Consider the following 18,281-nt stretch of genomic DNA (forward strand, 5'->3'; position numbering starts at 1 on the left):
GGCCTTGGCTGCCATGCCGGTGCGGAGATGGCCGCCGCCGCCAAGGCCGCAGGGAACGCCGGACTGCTGGAGCAGTTTGCCGCGGATTACCCGAAGGGCCCGCACGAAAAGCCGCAAAGCATGTGCCCGGCCTTTGGCAGCTTGCGCGTCGGGTTGCGGATGCGCCGGGTGGCGACGGTGCTGTCGGGCAGCGCCTGCTGCGTGTACGGGCTGAGCTTCATCTCGCATTTCTACGGCGCCCGCCGCTCGGTCGGCTATGTGCCGTTCTCCAGCGAGACGCTGGTCACCGGCAAGCTGTTCGAGGACATCCGCGATGCGGTGCACGAACTGGCCGATCCCGACCGCTATGACGCGATCGTGGTGACCAACCTTTGCGTGCCCACCGCCAGCGGCGTGCCGCTGCGGCTGCTGCCCAGCGAGATCAACGGCGTCCGCATCGTCGGCATCGACGTGCCGGGGTTCGGCGTGCCGACCCATGCCGAGGCCAAGGACGTGCTGGCCGGCGCGATGCTGAAATACGCCCGCCACGAGATCATGGCCGGCCCGGTGCCGGCCCCCGTCTCGGGCCGCGGCGACCGGCCGACCGTGACCCTGCTGGGCGAGATGTTCCCGGCCGACCCGATGATGATCGGCGCGATGCTGGCCCCGATGGGTCTGGCCGTCGGCCCCACCGTTCCCTGCCGCGAATGGCGCGAGCTTTACGCCGCGCTGGACAGCAAGGTGGTCGCCGCGATCCACCCGTTCTATTCCGCCTCGATCCGCGAGTTCCAGGCCGCCGGCCGCGCCGTCGTCGGCAGCGCTCCGGTGGGCCATGACGGCACGATGGACTGGCTGGCTGCCATCGGCGAGGCTTACGGTGTGGCCGCCGACAAGATCGCCGCCGCGCAGAATGCCTTTGGCCCGGCCATCAAGGCCGCGCTGGCCAAGGCGCCCATCAAGGGCCGCATCACGCTGTCGGGCTATGAGGGCAGCGAGCTGCTGGTGGCCCGCCTGCTGATCGAAAGCGGCGCGGATGTGCCTTACGTCGGCACCGCCTGCGGCAAGACCGAATGGAGTGCGGCCGACCGCGCCTGGCTGGAAGCCCGCGACGTGGTGGTGAAATACCGCGCCTCGCTGGAAGACGACCTGGCGGCGATGGAAGCGTTCAAGCCCGATCTCGCCATCGGCACCACGCCGGTGGTGCAGAAGGCCAAGGAACTGGGCGTTCCGGCCCTTTACTTCACCAACCTGATCTCGGCCCGCCCGCTGATGGGCCCGGCCGGGGCGGGAAGCCTGGCGCAGGTTGTCACCGCCGCGATGGCGGGCAAGGCCCGGATGGACCAGATGCGCACCTTCTTCGAAGGCGTGGGAACCGGCGACACCGCCGGCATCTGGGAAGGCGCGCCGAACCTGCGGCCGGACTATCGCGCGCTGCATCAGAAGAAACTCGACAAGGCCGCCCGCGCGGCCAAGTCCGAGGAGATGATCTGATGCTGGTGCTGGACCACGATCGGGCAGGGGGCTACTGGGGCGCGGTCTACGCGTTCTGCGCCGTCAAGGGCCTGCAGGTGGTGATCGACGGCCCGGTGGGCTGCGAGAACCTGCCGGTCACCAGCATCCTGCACTACACCGACGCGCTGCCGCCGCATGAACTGCCCATCGTCGTCACCGGCCTGGGCGAGGAAGAGCTGGGCCGCGAAGGCACCGAAGGCGCGATGAAGCGGGCCTGGAAGACCCTGGACCCGGCGCTGCCGGCGGTGGTGGTCACCGGCTCGATCGCCGAGATGATCGGCGGCGGCGTCACCCCGCAAGGCACCAACATCCAGCGCTTCCTGCCGCGCACCATCGACGAAGACCAGTGGCAAGCGGCCGACCGGGCAATGACCTGGATCTTCACCGAATTCGGCATGACCAAGGGCCGGATGCCCCCCGAGGCCGACCGCCCCGAAGGCGCGCGCCCGCGGGTGAACATCCTGGGGCCGATGTACGGCACCTTCAACATGGCGAGCGACCTGCACGAGATCCGCCGCTTGGTCGAAGGCATCGGCGCCGAGGTCAACATGGTGATGCCGCTGGGCGCCCATCTGGCCGAGATGCGAAATCTGGTGAATGCCGACGCCAATGTGGTGATGTACCGCGAGTTCGGCCGCGGCCTGGCCGAGGTCTTGGGCAAGCCCTACCTGCAGGCGCCGATCGGGCTTGAGTCGACCACGCTGTTCCTGCGCAAGCTGGGCGAGATGCTGGGGCTGGACCCGGAGCCGTTCATCGCCCGCGAAAAGCATTCGACGCTGAAGCCTCTGTGGGACCTTTGGCGTTCGGTCACCCAGGACTTCTACGCAACGGCAAGCTTCGGCATCGTGGCGAACGAGACCTATGCCCGCGGCATCCGGAACTATCTTGAGGGCGATCTGGGCTTTCCCTGTGCCTTCGCGGTGGCCCGAAAGGCCGGGCAAAAGACCAACAACCAGGAAGTTCGGGCGCTGTTGCAGCAGCACCGGCCGCTGGTGGTGATGGGGTCGATCAACGAGAAGATGTATCTTGCCGAAATGAAGGCCGGGCATGGACCTGCGCCCAGTTTCATTCCGGCCAGCTTTCCCGGTGCGGCGATCCGGCGCGCGACGGGGACGCCCTTCATGGGATATGCTGGCGCCGTCTACCTGTTGCAGGAAGTTTGCAATGGCTTGTTCGATGCCTTGTTCCATATCCTGCCGCTCGCTTCCGAAATGGACAGCGCTGCGGCGACGCCCACGACGCTGCGCCGCGACATGCCCTGGGACGTCGATGCCCAGGCCGCGCTTGACCGCATCGTCGCTGAGCATCCGGTCTTGACCCGCATTTCGGCGGCCAAGTCCCTGCGCGATGCGGCCGAGAAGGCCGCGCTGGACCAGGGCGCCGAGCGGGTGGTGTTAGAAGTCGTCGAGGCCCTTCGCGGCGGTGCCGCGGGCCAAGGCAGCAAGAACAAACAGAGCAAGGGGGACCCGGCATGAGTGACCAGACCGCCAGCGAAACCGCCGTCCAGCATGCGCAACGCACGCCGAAAACCGAGTTCTACATCTACTTCGCCCTGATCTTCGTCGTCGCGATTCCGATTGCGATGGTGAACTGGGTGTTCCGGCTGATCGTCGACCGCCGCCTGCCGGTGCACGGGCCGCTTGCCCGGGCCTGGCGCGAAGCCGGTTCGATCACCCCGGCGATCTTCCGGCCCTGAGCCGGATGTCTTCTGTCCCCGGCCCGGAGGCCGGGACGGAAGCGTGACCTTCCCCGGCCATTGCGCCCAAGGCCGGGGTCAATCTCTCGCCGTATCCCGGGGCAACCCGGGGTGCGGGGAAACTCGGGGAAGCATCCTGCCGAACCGTGAACCCAGCCGCAGGGCATGCGGTGTCAGTCTGACCATCCGGAGGATAGAATGGCTGATAAATCCGACCTGAGCTTCACAGGTCTTTCCGACGAGCAGGCGCAAGAACTGCACTCCGTGTATATGAGCGGGCTCTGGCTCTTTGTGACCGTCGCCGTCATCGCCCATATCGCCGTGTACATCTGGCGTCCGTGGCTCTGAGGAGAACCTAGCAATGTCCAAATTCTACAAAATCTGGCAAATCTTCGATCCCCGTCGCGTCTTCGTGGCGCAGGGCGTCTTCCTCTTCCTGCTGGCGGTGATGATCCATCTCGTGCTGCTCAGCAAGCCTGACTACAACTGGCTTGACATCGCGACGGCGGCGAAGCGCGCGCCGGCCGCGGCCGCTGCCCCGTAAGGGAACGGCCCCTGTTGCGGGCGGCAGCGCTTTCGGCCTGCCGCCCGCGACGATACGCGGGATTTCACTCGGAGAGACTGCTTCCAGCGCCAGGAGGCAGCCGAATCCGGCAAAAGCGGAGAGGGAAGCATGGCACTGCTCAGCTTCGAACGAAAATACCGCGTGCCGGGAGGCACGCTGGTCGGCGGGAATCTGTTCGACTTCTGGGTCGGCCCTTTCTACGTCGGCTTCTTCGGCGTCACGACATTCTTTTTCGCGGCGCTTGGCACACTCCTGATCCTCTATGGAACGTCCATGGAGGGGGTCTGGAACCCGCAGCTGATTTCGATCGAACCGCCGCCGATCGAGAACGGGCTGGCCTTTGCGCCGCTGGCGCAAGGGGGACTTTGGCAACTGATCACGATCTGCGCTTTGGGTGCCTTCATCAGCTGGGCCCTGCGCGAGGTCGAGATCTGCCGCAAGCTTGGCATCGGGTTCCACATCCCGGTGGCCTTCAGTTTCGCGATCATCGCCTATGCGACGCTTGTCGTGTTCCGGCCGATCCTGATGGGTTCGTGGGGCTACGGCTTCCCCTACGGGATCTGGACGCACCTCGATTGGGTGTCCAACACGGGCTACACCTACGGCAACTTCCACTACAACCCGGCGCACATGTTGGGGATCACCTTCTTCTTCACCACCGCCCTGGCGCTGGCGCTGCATGGCGCCCTTGTCCTGTCGGCGGCGAACCCCGAAAGGGGTCAGGAGATGAAGACGGCGGACCACGAAGACACCTTCTTCCGTGATCTCGTCGGCTATTCGATCGGCACGCTGGGCATCCACCGTCTGGGCCTTTTCCTGGCTCTGGCAGCCGTGTCCTTCTCGATCGTCTGCATGATTATCACCGGCACCATCTGGTTCGACCAGTGGGTTACCTGGTGGGACTGGTGGCTTGAGCTGCCCTGGTGGTCCGACATTCCGGGAGGCGTCAATGGCTGAGTATCAGAACATCTTCACTCAAGTCCAAGTCAGCGGCGCGCCCGAACTGGGCCTGGCCGAGGGCGTGGACCTGGGAAGCCGAACCAAGGGGACGACCAACTGGTCCATCCTTGGCTGGTTCGGCAACGCCCAGATCGGCCCGGTCTATCTGGGCGGCTGGGGTACGCTTTCGCTGTTCGCAGGCGCCATGTGGCTCTTCACCATCGGTGCCTGGTTCTGGTACGAAGCGGGCTTCAACCCGGCGGTCTTCCTGCGCGACCTGTTCTGGCTGTCGCTGGACCCGCCGGCGCCGGAATACGGCCTTGGCCTGCCGCAGGACGCCGAGGGCATCATGTACATGATCGCCTCGTTCTTCATGCTGGTTGCGGTCTGGGCCTGGTGGTTCCGCACCTACAACCGGGCTGCGGCCCTGGGAATGGGCAAGCACACCGCCTGGGCGTTCCTTGCGGCCATGTGGCTCTGGATGGTGCTGGGCTTCTTCCGCCCGATCCTGATGGGCAGCTGGTCGGAAGCGGTGCCCTACGGCATCTTCACCCACCTCGACTGGACCAACAACTTCAGCCTTGTTCACGGCAACCTGTTCTACAACCCCTTCCACGGCCTGAGCATCGCCTTCCTTTACGGGTCGGCCCTGCTGTTCGCCATGCACGGGGCGACCATCCTTGCGGTGACCCGCTTCGGCGGCGACCGCGAGTTGGAGCAGATCGTGGACCGCGGCACTGCGGCCGAACGTGCGGCGCTGTTCTGGCGCTGGACGATGGGCTTCAACGCCACGTTCGAAGGCATCCACCGTTGGGCGTGGTGGTTCGCGTGCCTGGTGACGATCACCGGCGGTATCGGCATCCTGCTGAGCGGCACCGTGGTCGACAACTGGTACGTCTGGGCGCAACAGCACGGCTACGCGCCGGTGCAGTGAGAGGACAAAGCCATGGCTGAGTACAACTACTCTCACGACCCGAAGTCGGTGACCCACCTGCGCTCTTGGGTTCTTGGGCAAATGAGCCGGGGAGCCTTCGTGGCCATGTTCTGGGTGATCCTGGTGGCCTGCTGGCTGGGCGTGACCTGGGTGATCGGCGCGCTTCTGCCCCCAGAAAGCAAGCTGGCACCTTCGCCCTACGGCGCGCTTGAGGTCGTCCAGACCATCGACGTCGCCTGACGAAATCCGCGGAGGGCGGCGCAAACCTTCGGGACGCCGCCCTTTGCAATCGCCGTTCGGGCCATTTCGCCGGCCCGGATCCGGGGCGCAACCACAGCCCGGTTCCCTTCCTGTTGGCGACAGGGACTGGTGCCGTGTGGAGCCTTCCACACGGCACTTTTTTTCATTCCGGCCCCGCAGACGGGGCGGCTCATCGGAGGACGCAGCCATGAGCGAGGCAGTATCATCGAAGCCGATCCTTGACCGGGTCGGCAGCCCCGGCGATCTGAAATCAATGACCGACGGCGAGCTTGCCCGCCTGGCCGACGAACTGCGGCGCGAGACCGTCGAGGTGGTCAGCCAGACCGGAGGCCACCTTGGATCGTCGCTGGGCGTGGTCGAACTGACCGTGGCGATCCACGCCGTCTTCGACACCCCGCGCGACAAGCTGATCTGGGATGTCGGCCACCAGTGCTATCCGCACAAGATTCTGACCGGCCGCCGCGACCGCATGCTGACCTTGCGGCAGGCGGGGGGGCTGTCCGGTTTCACGAAGCGGTCGGAATCGGAATACGATCCCTTCGGCGCGGCGCATTCCTCGACCTCGATCAGCGCAGCGCTGGGCTTTGCCGTGGGCCGCGAGCTGGGAATGCCGGTGGGCGACACCATCGCAGTCATCGGCGACGGCTCGATCACCGCCGGCATGGCCTATGAGGCGCTGAACCACGCCGGCCACCTGAAGACCCGGATGTTCGTGATCCTGAACGACAACGACATGTCGATCGCCCCGCCGGTGGGCGCGCTGTCGCGCTATCTGAACGACATCGCGGCCAAGGGGCCGTTTGCCATGCTCAAGGCCGCGGCCGAGGGGTTCGAGGCGCATCTGCCGGGGCCGGTGCGCGAAGGGGCGCGCCGCGCCCGCCAGATGGTGACCGGGATGCCCGGCGGCGGCACCCTGTTCGAGGAATTCGGCTTCGAATACGTCGGCCCGGTCGATGGCCACGACATGGGCCAGTTGCTGACCACCCTGCGCGCCGCCCGGGCGCGGGCGCGCGGGCCGGTGCTGATTCATGCCGTTACCACCAAGGGCAAGGGCTATGCCCCGGCTGAAGGCGCCGACGACAAGTATCATGGCGTGGGCAAGTTCGACATCGTCACCGGCGCGCAGGTGAAGTCGAAGTCGAACGCACCGTCCTATACCACGGTGTTCGGCAACACCCTGACCGAAGAGGCCGCGCGCGACCCGCGCATCGTGGCGATCACCGCCGCCATGCCGGGCGGCACCGGCCTGGACATCATGGCCAGCCGGTTTCCGGCCCGGGTGTTCGATGTGGGCATCGCCGAGCAGCACGGCGTGACCTTCGCCGCCGGGCTGGCGGCCGCCGGGATGCGGCCGTTCTGCGCGATCTATTCCAGTTTCCTGCAGCGCGGCTATGACCAGATCGTGCATGATGTGGCCTTGCAGAACCTGCCGGTGCGCTTTGCCATCGACCGGGCCGGGCTGGTGGGCCAGGACGGCGCCACCCATGCCGGCGCCTTCGATACCGCGATGCTGGCGAACCTGCCGAACATGGTGGTGATGGCCTGCGGCGACGAGGCGGAACTGGTCCACATGGTGGCCACCGCGGTCGAGTTCGACGCCGGCCCGATCGCCTTTCGCTATCCGCGGGGCGAGGGCGCGGGTGTCGAGATGCCGGCCCGCGGCGTGCCGCTTGAGATCGGCAAGGGGCGGGTGGTGCGCGAAGGCACCGATGCGGCGATCCTGTCCTTCGGCGCGCATCTTGGCGAGGCGCTGGCCGCCGCCGAGGTGCTGGCGGCCGAGGGCATCTCGGTCACGGTGGCCGATGCGCGCTTTGCCAAGCCGCTGGACCAGGCGCTGATCGAGCAGTTGATGGAGCACCACGCCGCGCTGTTCACGCTGGAGCAGGGATCTTCCGGCGGCTTCGGGGCGCAGGTTCTGCATCACCTGGCCGCGACCGGCGGGCTGGACCGCGGCCGCGTCGTGCGCACGCTGATGCTGCCGGACCGGTTCATCGACCAGGCCAGCCCGGCGCAGATGTATGCTTGGGCGGGCCTGACGGCGGCCGACATTGCCGAAGCCGTGCGCGGCGCTCTGACCAAGGGCAAGGTGGCGCGGATGCCGGCGCGGCCGCGGCTGGTGTAACGGCCGCGGCGACGGAACCGGATGCACCGGCGGCCCGGTCCCTGCGGCACGGGGGCCGGGGATTCTGTGTGAAACGGCCTTGGGGGCTGGCATATCCCTGCGGTCTGCGTCAGAAAGGCCCAGGATCGCTGTTGCCCCGCGGGCGGGGATATGGCAATACATTCAACAGGCACAATCTAAACCGAAGGGTTCAGAATGACCGATTACGAGAACCGGCGCGTGCTGATGGTGGATACTCAGGTCCGGCCGTCGGATGTGACCAAGTTCCCGATCATCGAGGCGATGCTTGCGGTCCCGCGCGAGGTCTATGTGCCGGGCGACCGGCGCGAGGCGGCCTATGCCGGCACCAATGTCGAGATCGCCCCCGGCCGCGTGGTGCTGGACCCGCGGACGCTGGCCAAGATGCTGGATGCGCTGGACATCCAGCCTGACGAGCTGGTCTTGGACCTGGGCTGCGGCCTGGGCTATTCGGCGGCGGTCATTGCCCGGCTGGCCGAGACGGTGGTCGCGGTCGAAGACGACGAGGCGCTGGCGGCCGAGGCGCAGCGGCTTTTGTCCGAGGAAGGCGTGGACAACGCGGTGGTGGTGACGGCGCCGCTGGCGCAGGGCGCGGCGAAACACGGCCCCTATGACGTGATCACGCTGCAGGGCGGGGTCGAGGCCTTGCCTGCGGCGGTGGCCGGGCAGCTCAAGGACGGCGGCCGCATCGCGGCGGTCTTCGTCGAGGGCGCCCTGGGCACCGTGCGGATCGGTCACAAGCGCGACGGCCACCTGGTCTGGCGCGATGCCTTCAATGCGACGGCGCCGGTCCTGTCCGGTTTTGCCGCGCGGCGGGAATTCGTTTTGTAAGACGTCCCTCAGGGGGCGGCACGGCAGAAGGACGGTCGGAATGCGGATGTGGCTGAAGGCGATGATCCTGGGCGCGGCGGCGGTCACGGCGGCAGTCTCGGCGGCGGTGCCGGCAAGGGCCGAAACCCTGACCGACGCGCTGATCGCGGCCTACCGCAACTCGCATCTCCTGGACCAGAACGAGGCGCTGTTGCGAGCCGCGGACGAGGATGTGGCCGTCGCCGTTTCGGCCTTGCGACCGGTGATCGGCTTCGTGGTCAACTGGGGCCGCAGCTTCGCGCAGGACAATTCCGGCGCGGTGCGGGTCAAGACCGACACGCTGGACACCTCGATTTCGCTTTCGGCCGAGCTGATGCTGATCGACTTCGGTCGCACCGGTTTGCAGATCGACATCGCCGAAGAGTCGGTCAAGGCCACCCGGCAGGCCCTGGTCGGCATCGAGCAGGACGTGCTGCTGGCCGCGGTGCAGGCCTATGTCGATGTCAAGCTGGCCGCAGAGATCGTCGCGCTGCGGCAGTCGAACACGCGGCTGATCTCGCAGGAGCTGGGCGCCGCGCAGGACCGGTTCGACGTCGGCGAGATCACCCGGACCGACGTGTCCATCGCCGAGGCGCGGCTGGCGGCCGCCCGGTCGTCGCTGGCCGCGGCGGAGGGCGATCTGATGATCGCGCGCGAGGCCTACAAGGCCGCGACGGGCGCCTATCCGGGCCGTCTGGCCGCGCTGCCTCCCAGCCCGAAGATCGGCAAGACGATCGACGAGGCGCGCGCGGTGGCGATGAAGACCCACCCCGCGATCCGCCAGGCGCAGCATCAGGTCACGGTGGCCGATCTTGCCGTCAAGCTGGCCGAGGCGGCGATGAAGCCGACGCTGGGCCTTGGCGTCAGCCTGGGCAATTCCTTTTCGCAAGAGCGGCTGAGCGGCCAGGTGGGCCTGTCGCTGAAACAGACGATCTACGCCGGCGGCAAGCTGTCCGCGCTGTATCGCAAGGCGCTGGCGCAGCACGAAGCCGCGCGCGCGGGGCTGCGCCAGAGCGTTGTCCTGATCGAGCAGAACCTGGGCATCGCCTGGGCCAACCTGGCGGTCTTCGGCGCCTCGATCGAGGCCTCGGACCGACAGATCCGGGCTGCGCAATCGGCCTTTGACGGCATCCGCGAAGAGGCCAACCTGGGCGCCCGTACCACACTGGACGTGCTGGACGCCGAGCAGGAACTGCTGGACGCCCGCGCCGCCCGGCTGGAGGCCGAGGCCGGCCGCTACGTGGCGGTTTACCGGGTGTTGTCGGCCATGGGCCTGCTGACCGTCGATCACCTGAAGCTGGGCATTCCGACCTATGACCCCGAGGCCTATTACGACGCGGTGAGAAACGCGCCGGCGACCTCGGCCCAGGGCCGCAAGCTGGACGAAATCCTGAAGAAGATCGGCAACTGACCCGGCCCGCAATTCCGGCGTCGCCCGGAGCGAAATTCACTATTTCTTAACGGCTGTTGCGCCAATTTCTTGTATGGGCATCTGGTTAAGACTAAACTGCCCGGAAAGTCGCAGAGCAGCATGAACGGGCAGCAGAACATGGCGGGTTCCCTGACTTCGCACGAGATCGAGGACGTGCTGTCCTCTATCCGTCGGCTGGTGTCCGAGGATTTCCGCATCACCCCGCGCGCCGCCGCCGCCCCGGCGCGCCCGGCAAAGCGACCGGAGCCTGACCCTGCGGAAAAGCTGATCCTGACCCCGTCTCAGCGTGTCCCCGAGGCTGAGGACGACGCCGGGTCGGCCCCGTCCGGCTTGCCCGATGCCGCGCTGACGGGCGAAGTGGTCGCCCCGCCCGAGGCCGAGCCAACCGCCTGGGACGAAGTCTTTGCCGCGGCGGATGAGGCCGAATGGTCGGCCCCCGGCGCGCCGGACCCCGCCTATGTCGAGGACCTGGAAACCGCACCCGCGTCGCCGCCGCCGGCAGCGGTGCGCGGCCACTGGACCGCCCAGACGATGCCCGAGGTCGCCTGGCTGGAGACGGAAGAGGATTGGGCGCCGGAAGCGCCGGTTCCGTTCGTCGCCCATCGCCGGCATTCGGTCGCGCCCGCACCCGCCGCCATGCCCGAGGCCGCCGCGACCGCGCCCGCGCCCGCGCCTGAGGTTGCAGGGCCGGCAGCCGTGCCGGCGCCCGAACCCGAACCCGAACCCGATCACCTGTCGCGGTCTTCCGCGCTTGCAGAGACGGCGCTGGCCGCGCCCGAACCGGTCGTCAAAATGGTCGCCGAGCCGGTGGCCGAACCAGTCGCCGAGCCGTTGGCCGAGCCGGTGGCCGAGCCGTTCCCTGATGCCGCCGACGCCCTGTCCGAGGCGGGCCTCGGTCAGATCGTGGAAGCGGCCATCGCGGCGAGTGTGGTCGAGTCGATTGCCGCCTCTGGCGCCGCCGTCGAAGCGGACACCCGCAACGATGAGGTTGCGGGCGTCACGGCAGAGCCGGCCTCGGCGGCTGCGCCGGTGCAGGTGGATGAGGATCAGCTGCGCGACATGGTGCGTCAGATCATCCGCGCGGAACTGGCGGGCACCCTGGGGGAACGGATCACCCGAAATGTCCGCAAGCTGGTGCGGATCGAAGTGAACCGCGCGCTGGCGTCTCGCGAATTCGAATAGGCGACCTGGCCGGACGAAATAGCCCGATGCCCGCCCCCGGGTGAGACAGGCCGCAGCCTGCCCCCGGGTGAAACGGCCCCGATGCCTGCGCCCGGGTGAGACTGGCCGCAGCCCGCCCCGGGATGAAACGGCCCGATGCCCGTCCCCGGGTGAAACGGCCAATGCGCGCCCCCGGGTGAAACAGGCCGATGCCGCCCCGATGCGCGCCTCCGCGATTCCGGAAAAGAAAAAGGCGCGCCCGCGGGCGCGCCTTGACCTTGTGGCCTGACCTGAGCTTCAGGCCGCTTCGGCTTGCTCGGCTTCCAGCGCGGCGCGGCGCTCGGATTCCTCGCGGCTGAGCGCGACAGAGGTGCGCACGCCCTTGGAGACGAAATCCATCAGCCCCTTCACGACACGTTCGTTGGGGTCGATCCCGGCGCAGGACAAGACTTCGCGCCCGTCGCGCGAGCGCGCCCAGCGGGCAATCTGTTCCGGTCCGTTGCCATATTTCTTGTCGTCGGCGATCGCATCGTCCAGGGCCGCAAGCACCACCGCCGCAAAAAGCTTGCGGGTGCGCGTCCCCTGTTCGAAGTTGAAGGCCGTGCTGTCGATCGAATCCAGCATCACAGGTTCCTTGAATTCCGGTCTTGGTCTTGTTTTTCCCCGCGCCCTGCGCTTGTAACGTTTTGGTCACGATTCGGGGTTTCCGGTTTGGAATAACAGCCATGCAATCCAAGCATGGCAGTCCCGGGTCACCACAGTATCTAGTCGTTACGGGAAGGCAGGAAATGCCACATATGGGGCTGGGGCCCCACCTGTCAACCATTTGGAAACGATTTCCGCGTTTTTGCAGGTGGCACCGGCGCGGGGGGCTGCGCGCGTCAGGTCCTGCGGAGCCGCGCGGTTCCGGCGACAAGCGGTGCGTCGATCCGGTCGAAGCGCAGATGCGCCAGCGCCCGGCTGCCGGACACGGTGCCCAGCCGCCCGGCCTCGCGCCCGTCCTCAAGCGTGATCGGCGTTCCGGGCAGGGCGGTTCCGTCCAGGGCCAGCCGCACCAGGCCCTTCTTCAACTCGGTCTTGTGCTTCATCCGGGCGGTGACTTCCTGGCCGACATAGCAGCCCTTGCGGAAATCGACGCCGTGCAGGCGTTCGAACCCCATTTCAAGGATGTAGCTGTCGTCGGGCACCAGGTCGGCGGGAAATTCCGGCACCAGATGTTCGACGCGCAGCGCATCCCAGTCGGTCTGCACCGGGCCACCTGCCCGGGCGCCGTAGAGGCGCCAGCCCAGTGCGGGATGGCGCGGGTCGGGAAAGGCCCCGGCAGGGGGAGCGGCCAGGCCGCGGGTGACGCACAGGGGGGCCGGCGCGATCTGTACCTCGGCGCGCAGACGATACAGCATCAGGCGCCGGAGCGTCGGTTCCGCCAGGGCGGCAGGCAGGTCGAGAAGGTAGTGCCCCTCGGGGTCCTCGGCGCGGCGGGCCAGGAAGAAATCGGCCAGATACTTGCCTTGCGGCGTCAGCAGCGCGGCCCAGACCAGGCCGGGGCCGCGACCCAGCGGCAGGACGTCGTTCGAGACCAGGCCCTGCAGGAAGGGCAGCACGTCCTTGCCGGTCAGCTGCCAGATCATCCGGCCCGGGGTTTCCTCGGCGGTCATGCGGCACTCCTTTGGCCCCGATAGTGGGCTTGCGCTTCGCGGAAGGAAAGGGTCAGTCGCGGAATTGCAGGGCGTGCAGGCGGGCGTAAAGGCCGCCCCGGGCCAGCAGCTCGTCGTGGGTGCCCTCCTCGGCCACCCGGCCGGCGTCCAGCACGACGATCCGGTCGGCGTCGCGCACGGTGGCCAGGCGGTGGGCGATGACCAGGGTGGTGCGACCGGCGCGGGCGTGGTCCAGCGCATTGGTGACCGCGGTTTCCGAAGCCGCGTCCAGCGCCGAGGTCGCCTCGTCCAGCAACAGCACCGGCGCCTCGGCCAGCAGCGCGCGGGCGATGGCGATGCGCTGGCGCTGCCCGCCCGACAGCGCCGAGCCGCGCGGGCCGGCGGGAGTGTCCAGTCCGGCCGGCAGGCGGACCAGGAATTCGACCGCGTTGGCATCGGCCAGCGCGCGGTCCAGCCGGACCGGGTCGATGCCGCGGCGGCCGAAGATCAGGTTTTCGCGCAGGGTCTCGTCGAACAGGGCCGAATCCTGGGTGACGGCGGCAAACAGCCGGCGCTGGTCGGCCAGCGCAAGATCGGTGGCCGGCACGCCACCAATCAGGATGCGCCCTTCGGCCGGGTCCGCCAGGCCGGCAAGCAGGTGGAACACCGTGGACTTGCCCGCCCCGGAGGCACCGACCAGCGCGGTGACCTTGCCCGCCTCGGCCCGGAACGACAGCCCGCGCAGGACCGGCGAGCCGTCGTCATAGCCGAAGCGGACATCCTGGAAGACGATCTCGGGGGGCAGGCGGTCGGGCTTGGCGCGGCTGGTGTCGGGGCGCTGGGTCACCGGCCGGATGTCGAAAAGCTCGTAGAGCCGCTCGAGCGAGGCGCGGGCGATCTGCCAGACGCCGGCCATGTCCGACAGCCGACGGATCGGCTGGAAGGTCAGCGCCATGGCGGTGAAGAAGGACATGAATTCGCCGGTCGTGCGCTCGCCGGCCACGACCTGTGCGCCGCCCAGCATCAGCACGGCGAAAAAGCCGATGCCGGTGACGATGTCGACCAGCGCCGGGATGGCGGCGCGGCCGGTGGCCGACTTCACCTCGGCCCGCACGATGCGCTCGACGATGCGGTCGTAGCGGCCGGCCTGGTAATCCTCCATCTGGTTCAGCTTGACCTGCTGGATGCCGTGAAAGATCTCGTCCAGCCGGGTGGCCCGCAGGCCGGCCTGTTCGCGCGTCTGCAGCGTCTTGCGGCGGATGTAGCGCCGCAGGGCCGCGGCCGGCAGGATCAGCAGCGGTGCGCCCACCAGCGCGGCGAGCGTCCAGCGCGGGTCGATCGACAGTGCCACCGCGAACAGGCCGACAAGCGCCACGAGGTCGCGGGCGACACCGGTGATCACCACCTGGGCGCCGCCCTGGGCAGCGACGGTATCGCCCTGCACCCGCTCGATCAGCGTGCCGGGCGGGTTCAGCTGGAAGAAGGCGCCGTCCAGGGTCAGCAGGTGGCGCAGCATCGCCGACTGCATGGCCGCCGCGGTGGACAGGTTCACCCGCGCCAACAGCCAGCGCCCCAGGATCGAGGTCAGGCCGCGGACCGCGAACAGCATCAGGATGCCCAGGCCCACCCAGAGCAGAAGCCCGCCCGACCGCTGCGTGAAGACCTGATCGAACAGCGGTTCCAGAAGCCAGGACAAAGCCCCCAGCGTCGAGCCTTCGACGACCGAGACCAGCATCGCCAGCACCAGCATCCCGGACCGCGGCCGCAGGAATTCGCGCCAGTAGCGGCGAAAGAGGTGCGGCGGCGATGGGTCGAGTGTGGCCAAGGCGGGTGTCCGGCTGGGGTTCGGGGGGGTGTAGCCCATGCAGAGCCTCGGCTCAAGCATGGGGCGTCCACGCGGCCAGGCGTCCGCGGGTGGGTGTTCGCTGGGGCTTTCGCAGGGAGGGCGTTGACGGGACGGTGTTGACAGGGGGGAGGCGGTTACGAGGGGGGCTTTTATGCGGTGGCTTTGATGTGGGGGCATTGATGCGGGGGGCTTGATGTGGGGGCTTGATAGGGAGGGGGCTTGGGGGGCTTGAAAGGGGGGGCGTTGACGGGGGTGTTGAGGGGGCGCTGACAAAGGGGGACGCTGACACCGGACGTTGACGGGGGGGGACCGGGGGGCTAGCCATGGCAGGCCTTTGCGACGACGGAGCCCATCGCATGTCACTTGCCCACGGCCACCCCTACCTGGCGATCCCCGGCCCTTCGGTCATGCCCGAGCGGGTGCTGCGCGCCATGCATCGGGGCAGCCCGAACATCTACGAAGGGCCTCTGGTCGAGATGGTGGCGGGCCTGTGGCCCGACCTGCGGGCGGTGGCGGGCACCACGGCGCATGTGGCGGCCTATATCGGCAACGGCCATGCCGGATGGGAGGCGGCGAATGCCAACCTGTTCTCGCGCGGCGAGCGGGCGCTGGTGCTGGCAACCGGCCAGTTCGGGCTGTCCTGGGCCAACCATGCCCGGCAGATGGGGATCGAGGTCGAGGTTCTGGACTTCGGCCGCGCGGCGCCGGCGGACCCGGGCCGGCTGGAAACGGCGCTGCGGGCCGACCGGGAAGGCCGGATCAAGGCGGTGCTGACGACACATGTCGATACCGCGACGACCGTGCGCAACGACATTCCGGCGCTGCGCGCGGCGATGGATGCCGCGGGGCACCCGGCGCTGCTGGCGGTGGATTGCATCGCCTCGCTGGCCTGTGACGAATACCGGATGGACGACTGGGGCGCGGATGTCACCGTGGCGGCCAGCCAGAAAGGGCTGATGACGCCACCGGGCCTGGCCTTCGTCTGGTTCAGCGAGGCGGCGCGGCTGCGCTGCGGCGAGGGCGACCTGGCGACGCCCTATTGGCGTTGGGGGCCGCGGGCCGAGCCCGCCGAGTTCTGGCAATACTGGGACGGCACCGCGCCGACGCATCACCTTTACGGCCTGCGCGAGGCGCTGACGATGCTGGTGCACGAGGAAGGCCTGGCACAGGCCTGGGCGCGGCACGAGGCGCTGGCGCGGGTGGTCTGGGCGGCCTTCGAGGCCTGGGGCACAGGCAATCCGGCGATTGCGATGAACGTCCCGCGGCCCGAGTGGCGCGGGCGGTCGGTCACCGCGGCCCGGCTGGGTGCGCCGGATGCGGCGCGGCTGCGCGCCTGGTGCGAACGCCACGCCGGGGTGACGCTGGGCATCGGCCTCGGCGCGGCCACGCCCGAGGACCCGAAGGCCGAGGGGGCGCTGCGGGTGGCGCATATGGGACATGTGAACGCGCATATGACGCTGGGCGTGCTGGCGGTGATGGAGGCCGGGCTGAAAGCTTTGGGGATAGCGCATGGCGATGGCGCGCTGGAGGCGGCGGCCCAGGTGGTTGCGGACCGTGCCTGACGCCAGGGCGCCGGAAATCGAAGTCGATTTCCGTCCACGATTTTCGACTTCGAAAATCGTTCTGGTCAGAACGCCCCGGTGATGACGAAGATCGCCGATTTCAGCAGCGCGTAGCCCAGACCGCCGACATAGATCAGCGCCCCTGCCGCGGCCAGCATGCCCAGGATGATCCAGAGCCCGTCGCGTTCCAGCACGCCCAGCCCGATCAGGCAGATCGCCACCGAAGGCGCCATGTTCGCGAAGGGGATCGGCAGCGCCAGGGCGATGGACAGCACCAGGCACAAGGCGCCGATCAGCCGCTGCGACGCCGGCCAGGCCAGCGGCTGGAGCCGGGCTTTCAACAACCGTTCGGCCCGCTCGAGCCAGGGGTTGATCCGCTGCACCATGCCCGCGAAGGTTGCCCGCGGCATGGATCGTCGGGCGATGAAGTCGGGCAGCCAGGGCGACTTGCCCAGCATCATCTGGGTGGACAGAAAGATCAGCGGCAGGCCCAGCACGCCGGCAAGCCCCGGCGGCGACGGCAGGATGTTGGGAAAGGCGAAGATCAGCAGCAGCGCCCCGAAGGCACGCGAGCGCATCGTCTCGAGCATGTCGGCGATGGCCACCCGCTCGCGGCCCGGCTCCTCGGCCAAGGCGGTCAGGATCTCGGTCAGCCGCGGCGGGCGCGGGCGCGGGGTGCCGGCGTCTTCGGCCGCGTGGCCGTCGGGCGTGGACCACAGCGCATCCGGAATCACCGGCTGTCCGGGCGGAGCGACCGGTTCGCCGGCGGTGTCTTGGTCCTTCGGGTCTTGCATCTTGGTCCTGCGCCGTGGCCGTTCAGGGATGCGGCAGTCCTGCCGCCGGTCCGGTCCCGTCTACATAGGGCTTCGTGGCGCGTCTTTCACGCCAGGAAATGCTGACCGCCGAAGCGATCAGGATGACGACCCCGGCAAAGGTCCAGGCATCGGGCCAGTCGTCGAAGAACCACCATCCCAGGGCGGTGGCCATGACGATCTCGGCAAAGGCCAGCGGTGCCAGCAGCGAGGCCTCGGCGTGTTCATAGGCGCGGGTGATCAACAGGTGCCCGACCGTGGCGATGATGCCGATCGCGGCCAGCATCAGCCATTGGCCGGAATCCGGCCTCTGCCAGGCCAGCGGCAGGATGAGGGTCAGCAGCAGGGCGCCAAGCGCATTGGTCTGGAAGGTCAGCACCGAGGCCTCGGCCTTGCCGGCAATGGCGCGGGTCATCACGAAATAGCTGCCCAGCATGAAACCCGCGGCCAGCGCCAGCAGCGTGCCCGGGTTCACCTCGACGAGGCCGGGGCGGATGATGACCAGCGTGCCAAGAAAGCCCGTGGCGACGGCGGCCCAGCGGCGCGGTCCGACCTTTTCGCCCAGCACCAGCGCGGACAGCAGCGTCACCACCAGTGGGTTGACGAAGAAGATCGCCAGCGCATCGGCGATGGGCAGGTATTTCAGCGCCTCGAAAAAGCAGAAGGTGGCGCCGAACAGCAAGAGCGCGCGGCCCAGGTGGTGCAGCGGCGCCTGCGGGCGGAAGACCGCCGGGCCGGCGGCGCGCAGGGCAAAGGGCAGGGTGGCAAGCGAGCCGAACACCGCCCGCGCCCAGACCACGATGACAATGGGCAGTCCCGCCTGGCCAAGGACCTTGGCCAGGACGTCGATGAAGGGCAGGATGGCCATGGCGGCAAGCATCAGGCCGATGCCGATCAGGGGGCGGGGTTCGCTCATGCGGCCGGACCCTAGGCGGGCCGGCCGGGCCATGCCAGTCTGA

General features: G+C 68.3%; 18 protein-coding genes. 13 read left to right on the forward strand and 5 right to left on the reverse strand.

What is annotated here, in order from left to right:
• Positions 1-27: 27 nt before the first annotated feature.
• From bchY to LHP98_RS01905, 12 genes are all read left to right on the forward strand, one after another.
• Positions 28-1,470 (forward strand): chlorophyllide a reductase subunit Y, encoded by a 1,443-nt coding sequence (gene bchY / locus LHP98_RS01850; protein ID WP_227251527.1) that lies wholly within the window; start codon positions 28-30, stop codon positions 1,468-1,470.
• Entirely contained in the window at positions 1,470-2,966 is a 1,497-nt protein-coding gene (bchZ, locus tag LHP98_RS01855; protein ID WP_227250792.1) for a chlorophyllide a reductase subunit Z, read from the forward strand. The genes bchY and bchZ overlap by 1 nt, the downstream gene beginning before the upstream one ends.
• Entirely contained in the window at positions 2,963-3,187 is a 225-nt protein-coding gene (gene pufQ / locus LHP98_RS01860; protein WP_227250793.1) for a cytochrome PufQ, read from the forward strand. The genes bchZ and pufQ overlap by 4 nt, the downstream gene beginning before the upstream one ends.
• A gap of 198 nt (positions 3,188-3,385) precedes the next feature.
• Positions 3,386-3,535: a light-harvesting antenna LH1, beta subunit gene (gene pufB / locus LHP98_RS01865; RefSeq protein ID WP_227250794.1), complete on the forward strand. Its 150-nt coding sequence runs from the start codon at positions 3,386-3,388 to the stop codon at positions 3,533-3,535.
• 13 nt (positions 3,536-3,548) lie between these two features.
• On the forward strand, positions 3,549-3,731 hold the full coding sequence (gene pufA, locus LHP98_RS01870; protein ID WP_227250795.1) for a light-harvesting antenna LH1, alpha subunit: 183 nt from the start codon (positions 3,549-3,551) through the stop codon (positions 3,729-3,731).
• A gap of 129 nt (positions 3,732-3,860) precedes the next feature.
• Positions 3,861-4,709 carry a photosynthetic reaction center subunit L gene (gene pufL / locus LHP98_RS01875; RefSeq protein ID WP_227250796.1) on the forward strand — a complete coding sequence of 283 codons (849 nt, stop codon included), beginning with the start codon at positions 3,861-3,863 and terminating at the stop codon, positions 4,707-4,709.
• Positions 4,702-5,625 (forward strand): photosynthetic reaction center subunit M, encoded by a 924-nt coding sequence (gene pufM, locus LHP98_RS01880; RefSeq protein ID WP_227250797.1) that lies wholly within the window; start codon positions 4,702-4,704, stop codon positions 5,623-5,625. The genes pufL and pufM overlap by 8 nt, the downstream gene beginning before the upstream one ends.
• A gap of 12 nt (positions 5,626-5,637) precedes the next feature.
• The gene (gene pufX / locus LHP98_RS01885; protein ID WP_227250798.1) at positions 5,638-5,865 is read left to right on the forward strand and encodes an RC-LH1 core complex protein PufX; all 228 of its coding nucleotides are present in this window, start codon (positions 5,638-5,640) and stop codon (positions 5,863-5,865) included.
• A 208-nt stretch (positions 5,866-6,073) separates the two neighbouring features.
• A complete protein-coding gene (gene dxs, locus LHP98_RS01890; RefSeq protein WP_227250799.1) occupies positions 6,074-8,008 on the forward strand; it encodes a 1-deoxy-D-xylulose-5-phosphate synthase in 1,935 nt (644 codons plus the stop codon).
• Between the two features lie 195 nt (positions 8,009-8,203).
• Positions 8,204-8,857, forward strand: a complete 654-nt coding sequence (locus LHP98_RS01895) for a protein-L-isoaspartate O-methyltransferase family protein (protein WP_227250800.1) — start codon at positions 8,204-8,206, stop codon at positions 8,855-8,857.
• 46 nt (positions 8,858-8,903) lie between these two features.
• On the forward strand, positions 8,904-10,286 hold the full coding sequence (locus LHP98_RS01900) for a TolC family outer membrane protein (RefSeq protein ID WP_413687475.1): 1,383 nt from the start codon (positions 8,904-8,906) through the stop codon (positions 10,284-10,286).
• A gap of 138 nt (positions 10,287-10,424) precedes the next feature.
• Complete coding sequence (locus tag LHP98_RS01905) at positions 10,425-11,489, forward strand: hypothetical protein (RefSeq protein WP_227250802.1); 1,065 nt, start codon at positions 10,425-10,427, stop codon at positions 11,487-11,489.
• Between the two features lie 276 nt (positions 11,490-11,765).
• Here LHP98_RS01905 and LHP98_RS01910 read toward each other — a convergent pair whose 3' ends face one another.
• From LHP98_RS01910 to LHP98_RS01920, 3 genes are all read right to left on the reverse strand, one after another.
• The gene (locus tag LHP98_RS01910) at positions 11,766-12,092 is read right to left on the reverse strand and encodes a DUF6280 family protein (protein ID WP_227250803.1); all 327 of its coding nucleotides are present in this window, start codon (positions 12,090-12,092) and stop codon (positions 11,766-11,768) included.
• 257 nt (positions 12,093-12,349) lie between these two features.
• Entirely contained in the window at positions 12,350-13,123 is a 774-nt protein-coding gene (locus tag LHP98_RS01915; RefSeq protein WP_227250804.1) for a YgfZ/GcvT domain-containing protein, read from the reverse strand.
• Between the two features lie 52 nt (positions 13,124-13,175).
• Positions 13,176-14,966 (reverse strand): ABC transporter ATP-binding protein, encoded by a 1,791-nt coding sequence (locus LHP98_RS01920; RefSeq protein WP_413687372.1) that lies wholly within the window; start codon positions 14,964-14,966, stop codon positions 13,176-13,178.
• A gap of 338 nt (positions 14,967-15,304) precedes the next feature.
• On the opposite strand from LHP98_RS01920, the gene LHP98_RS01925 reads away from it, so the two are divergent.
• Positions 15,305-16,510, forward strand: a complete 1,206-nt coding sequence (locus LHP98_RS01925; protein WP_227250805.1) for a pyridoxal-phosphate-dependent aminotransferase family protein — start codon at positions 15,305-15,307, stop codon at positions 16,508-16,510.
• A gap of 65 nt (positions 16,511-16,575) precedes the next feature.
• Here the strand turns inward: LHP98_RS01925 and LHP98_RS01930 are convergent, their stop codons facing one another.
• Positions 16,576-17,304, reverse strand: a complete 729-nt coding sequence (locus LHP98_RS01930; protein WP_227250806.1) for an exopolysaccharide biosynthesis protein — start codon at positions 17,302-17,304, stop codon at positions 16,576-16,578.
• A gap of 22 nt (positions 17,305-17,326) precedes the next feature.
• Positions 17,327-18,238, reverse strand: a complete 912-nt coding sequence (locus LHP98_RS01935) for a DMT family transporter (protein WP_227250807.1) — start codon at positions 18,236-18,238, stop codon at positions 17,327-17,329.
• Positions 18,239-18,281: the final 43 nt, after the last annotated feature.

It is taken from the genome of Rhodobacter sp. Har01 (assembly GCF_020564565.1).
Lineage (GTDB): Bacteria > Pseudomonadota > Alphaproteobacteria > Rhodobacterales > Rhodobacteraceae > Pseudogemmobacter.

Coding starts and splice junctions, on each gene's coding strand:
- LHP98_RS01915 (WP_227250804.1), bottom strand. CDS start 13,123: ATGACCGCCGAGGAAACCCCGGGCCGGATGATCTGGCAGCTGACCGGC.
- pufB (WP_227250794.1), top strand. CDS start 3,386: ATGGCTGATAAATCCGACCTGAGCTTCACAGGTCTTTCCGACGAGCAG.
- LHP98_RS01895 (WP_227250800.1), top strand. CDS start 8,204: ATGACCGATTACGAGAACCGGCGCGTGCTGATGGTGGATACTCAGGTC.
- pufQ (WP_227250793.1), top strand. CDS start 2,963: ATGAGTGACCAGACCGCCAGCGAAACCGCCGTCCAGCATGCGCAACGC.
- LHP98_RS01930 (WP_227250806.1), bottom strand. CDS start 17,304: ATGCAAGACCCGAAGGACCAAGACACCGCCGGCGAACCGGTCGCTCCG.
- pufM (WP_227250797.1), top strand. CDS start 4,702: ATGGCTGAGTATCAGAACATCTTCACTCAAGTCCAAGTCAGCGGCGCG.
- LHP98_RS01935 (WP_227250807.1), bottom strand. CDS start 18,238: ATGAGCGAACCCCGCCCCCTGATCGGCATCGGCCTGATGCTTGCCGCC.
- LHP98_RS01925 (WP_227250805.1), top strand. CDS start 15,305: ATGTCACTTGCCCACGGCCACCCCTACCTGGCGATCCCCGGCCCTTCG.
- pufA (WP_227250795.1), top strand. CDS start 3,549: ATGTCCAAATTCTACAAAATCTGGCAAATCTTCGATCCCCGTCGCGTC.
- pufX (WP_227250798.1), top strand. CDS start 5,638: ATGGCTGAGTACAACTACTCTCACGACCCGAAGTCGGTGACCCACCTG.
- LHP98_RS01920 (WP_413687372.1), bottom strand. CDS start 14,966: ATGGGCTACACCCCCCCGAACCCCAGCCGGACACCCGCCTTGGCCACA.
- LHP98_RS01905 (WP_227250802.1), top strand. CDS start 10,425: ATGGCGGGTTCCCTGACTTCGCACGAGATCGAGGACGTGCTGTCCTCT.
- bchZ (WP_227250792.1), top strand. CDS start 1,470: ATGCTGGTGCTGGACCACGATCGGGCAGGGGGCTACTGGGGCGCGGTC.
- pufL (WP_227250796.1), top strand. CDS start 3,861: ATGGCACTGCTCAGCTTCGAACGAAAATACCGCGTGCCGGGAGGCACG.
- LHP98_RS01910 (WP_227250803.1), bottom strand. CDS start 12,092: ATGCTGGATTCGATCGACAGCACGGCCTTCAACTTCGAACAGGGGACG.
- LHP98_RS01900 (WP_413687475.1), top strand. CDS start 8,904: ATGTGGCTGAAGGCGATGATCCTGGGCGCGGCGGCGGTCACGGCGGCA.
- bchY (WP_227251527.1), top strand. CDS start 28: ATGGCCGCCGCCGCCAAGGCCGCAGGGAACGCCGGACTGCTGGAGCAG.
- dxs (WP_227250799.1), top strand. CDS start 6,074: ATGAGCGAGGCAGTATCATCGAAGCCGATCCTTGACCGGGTCGGCAGC.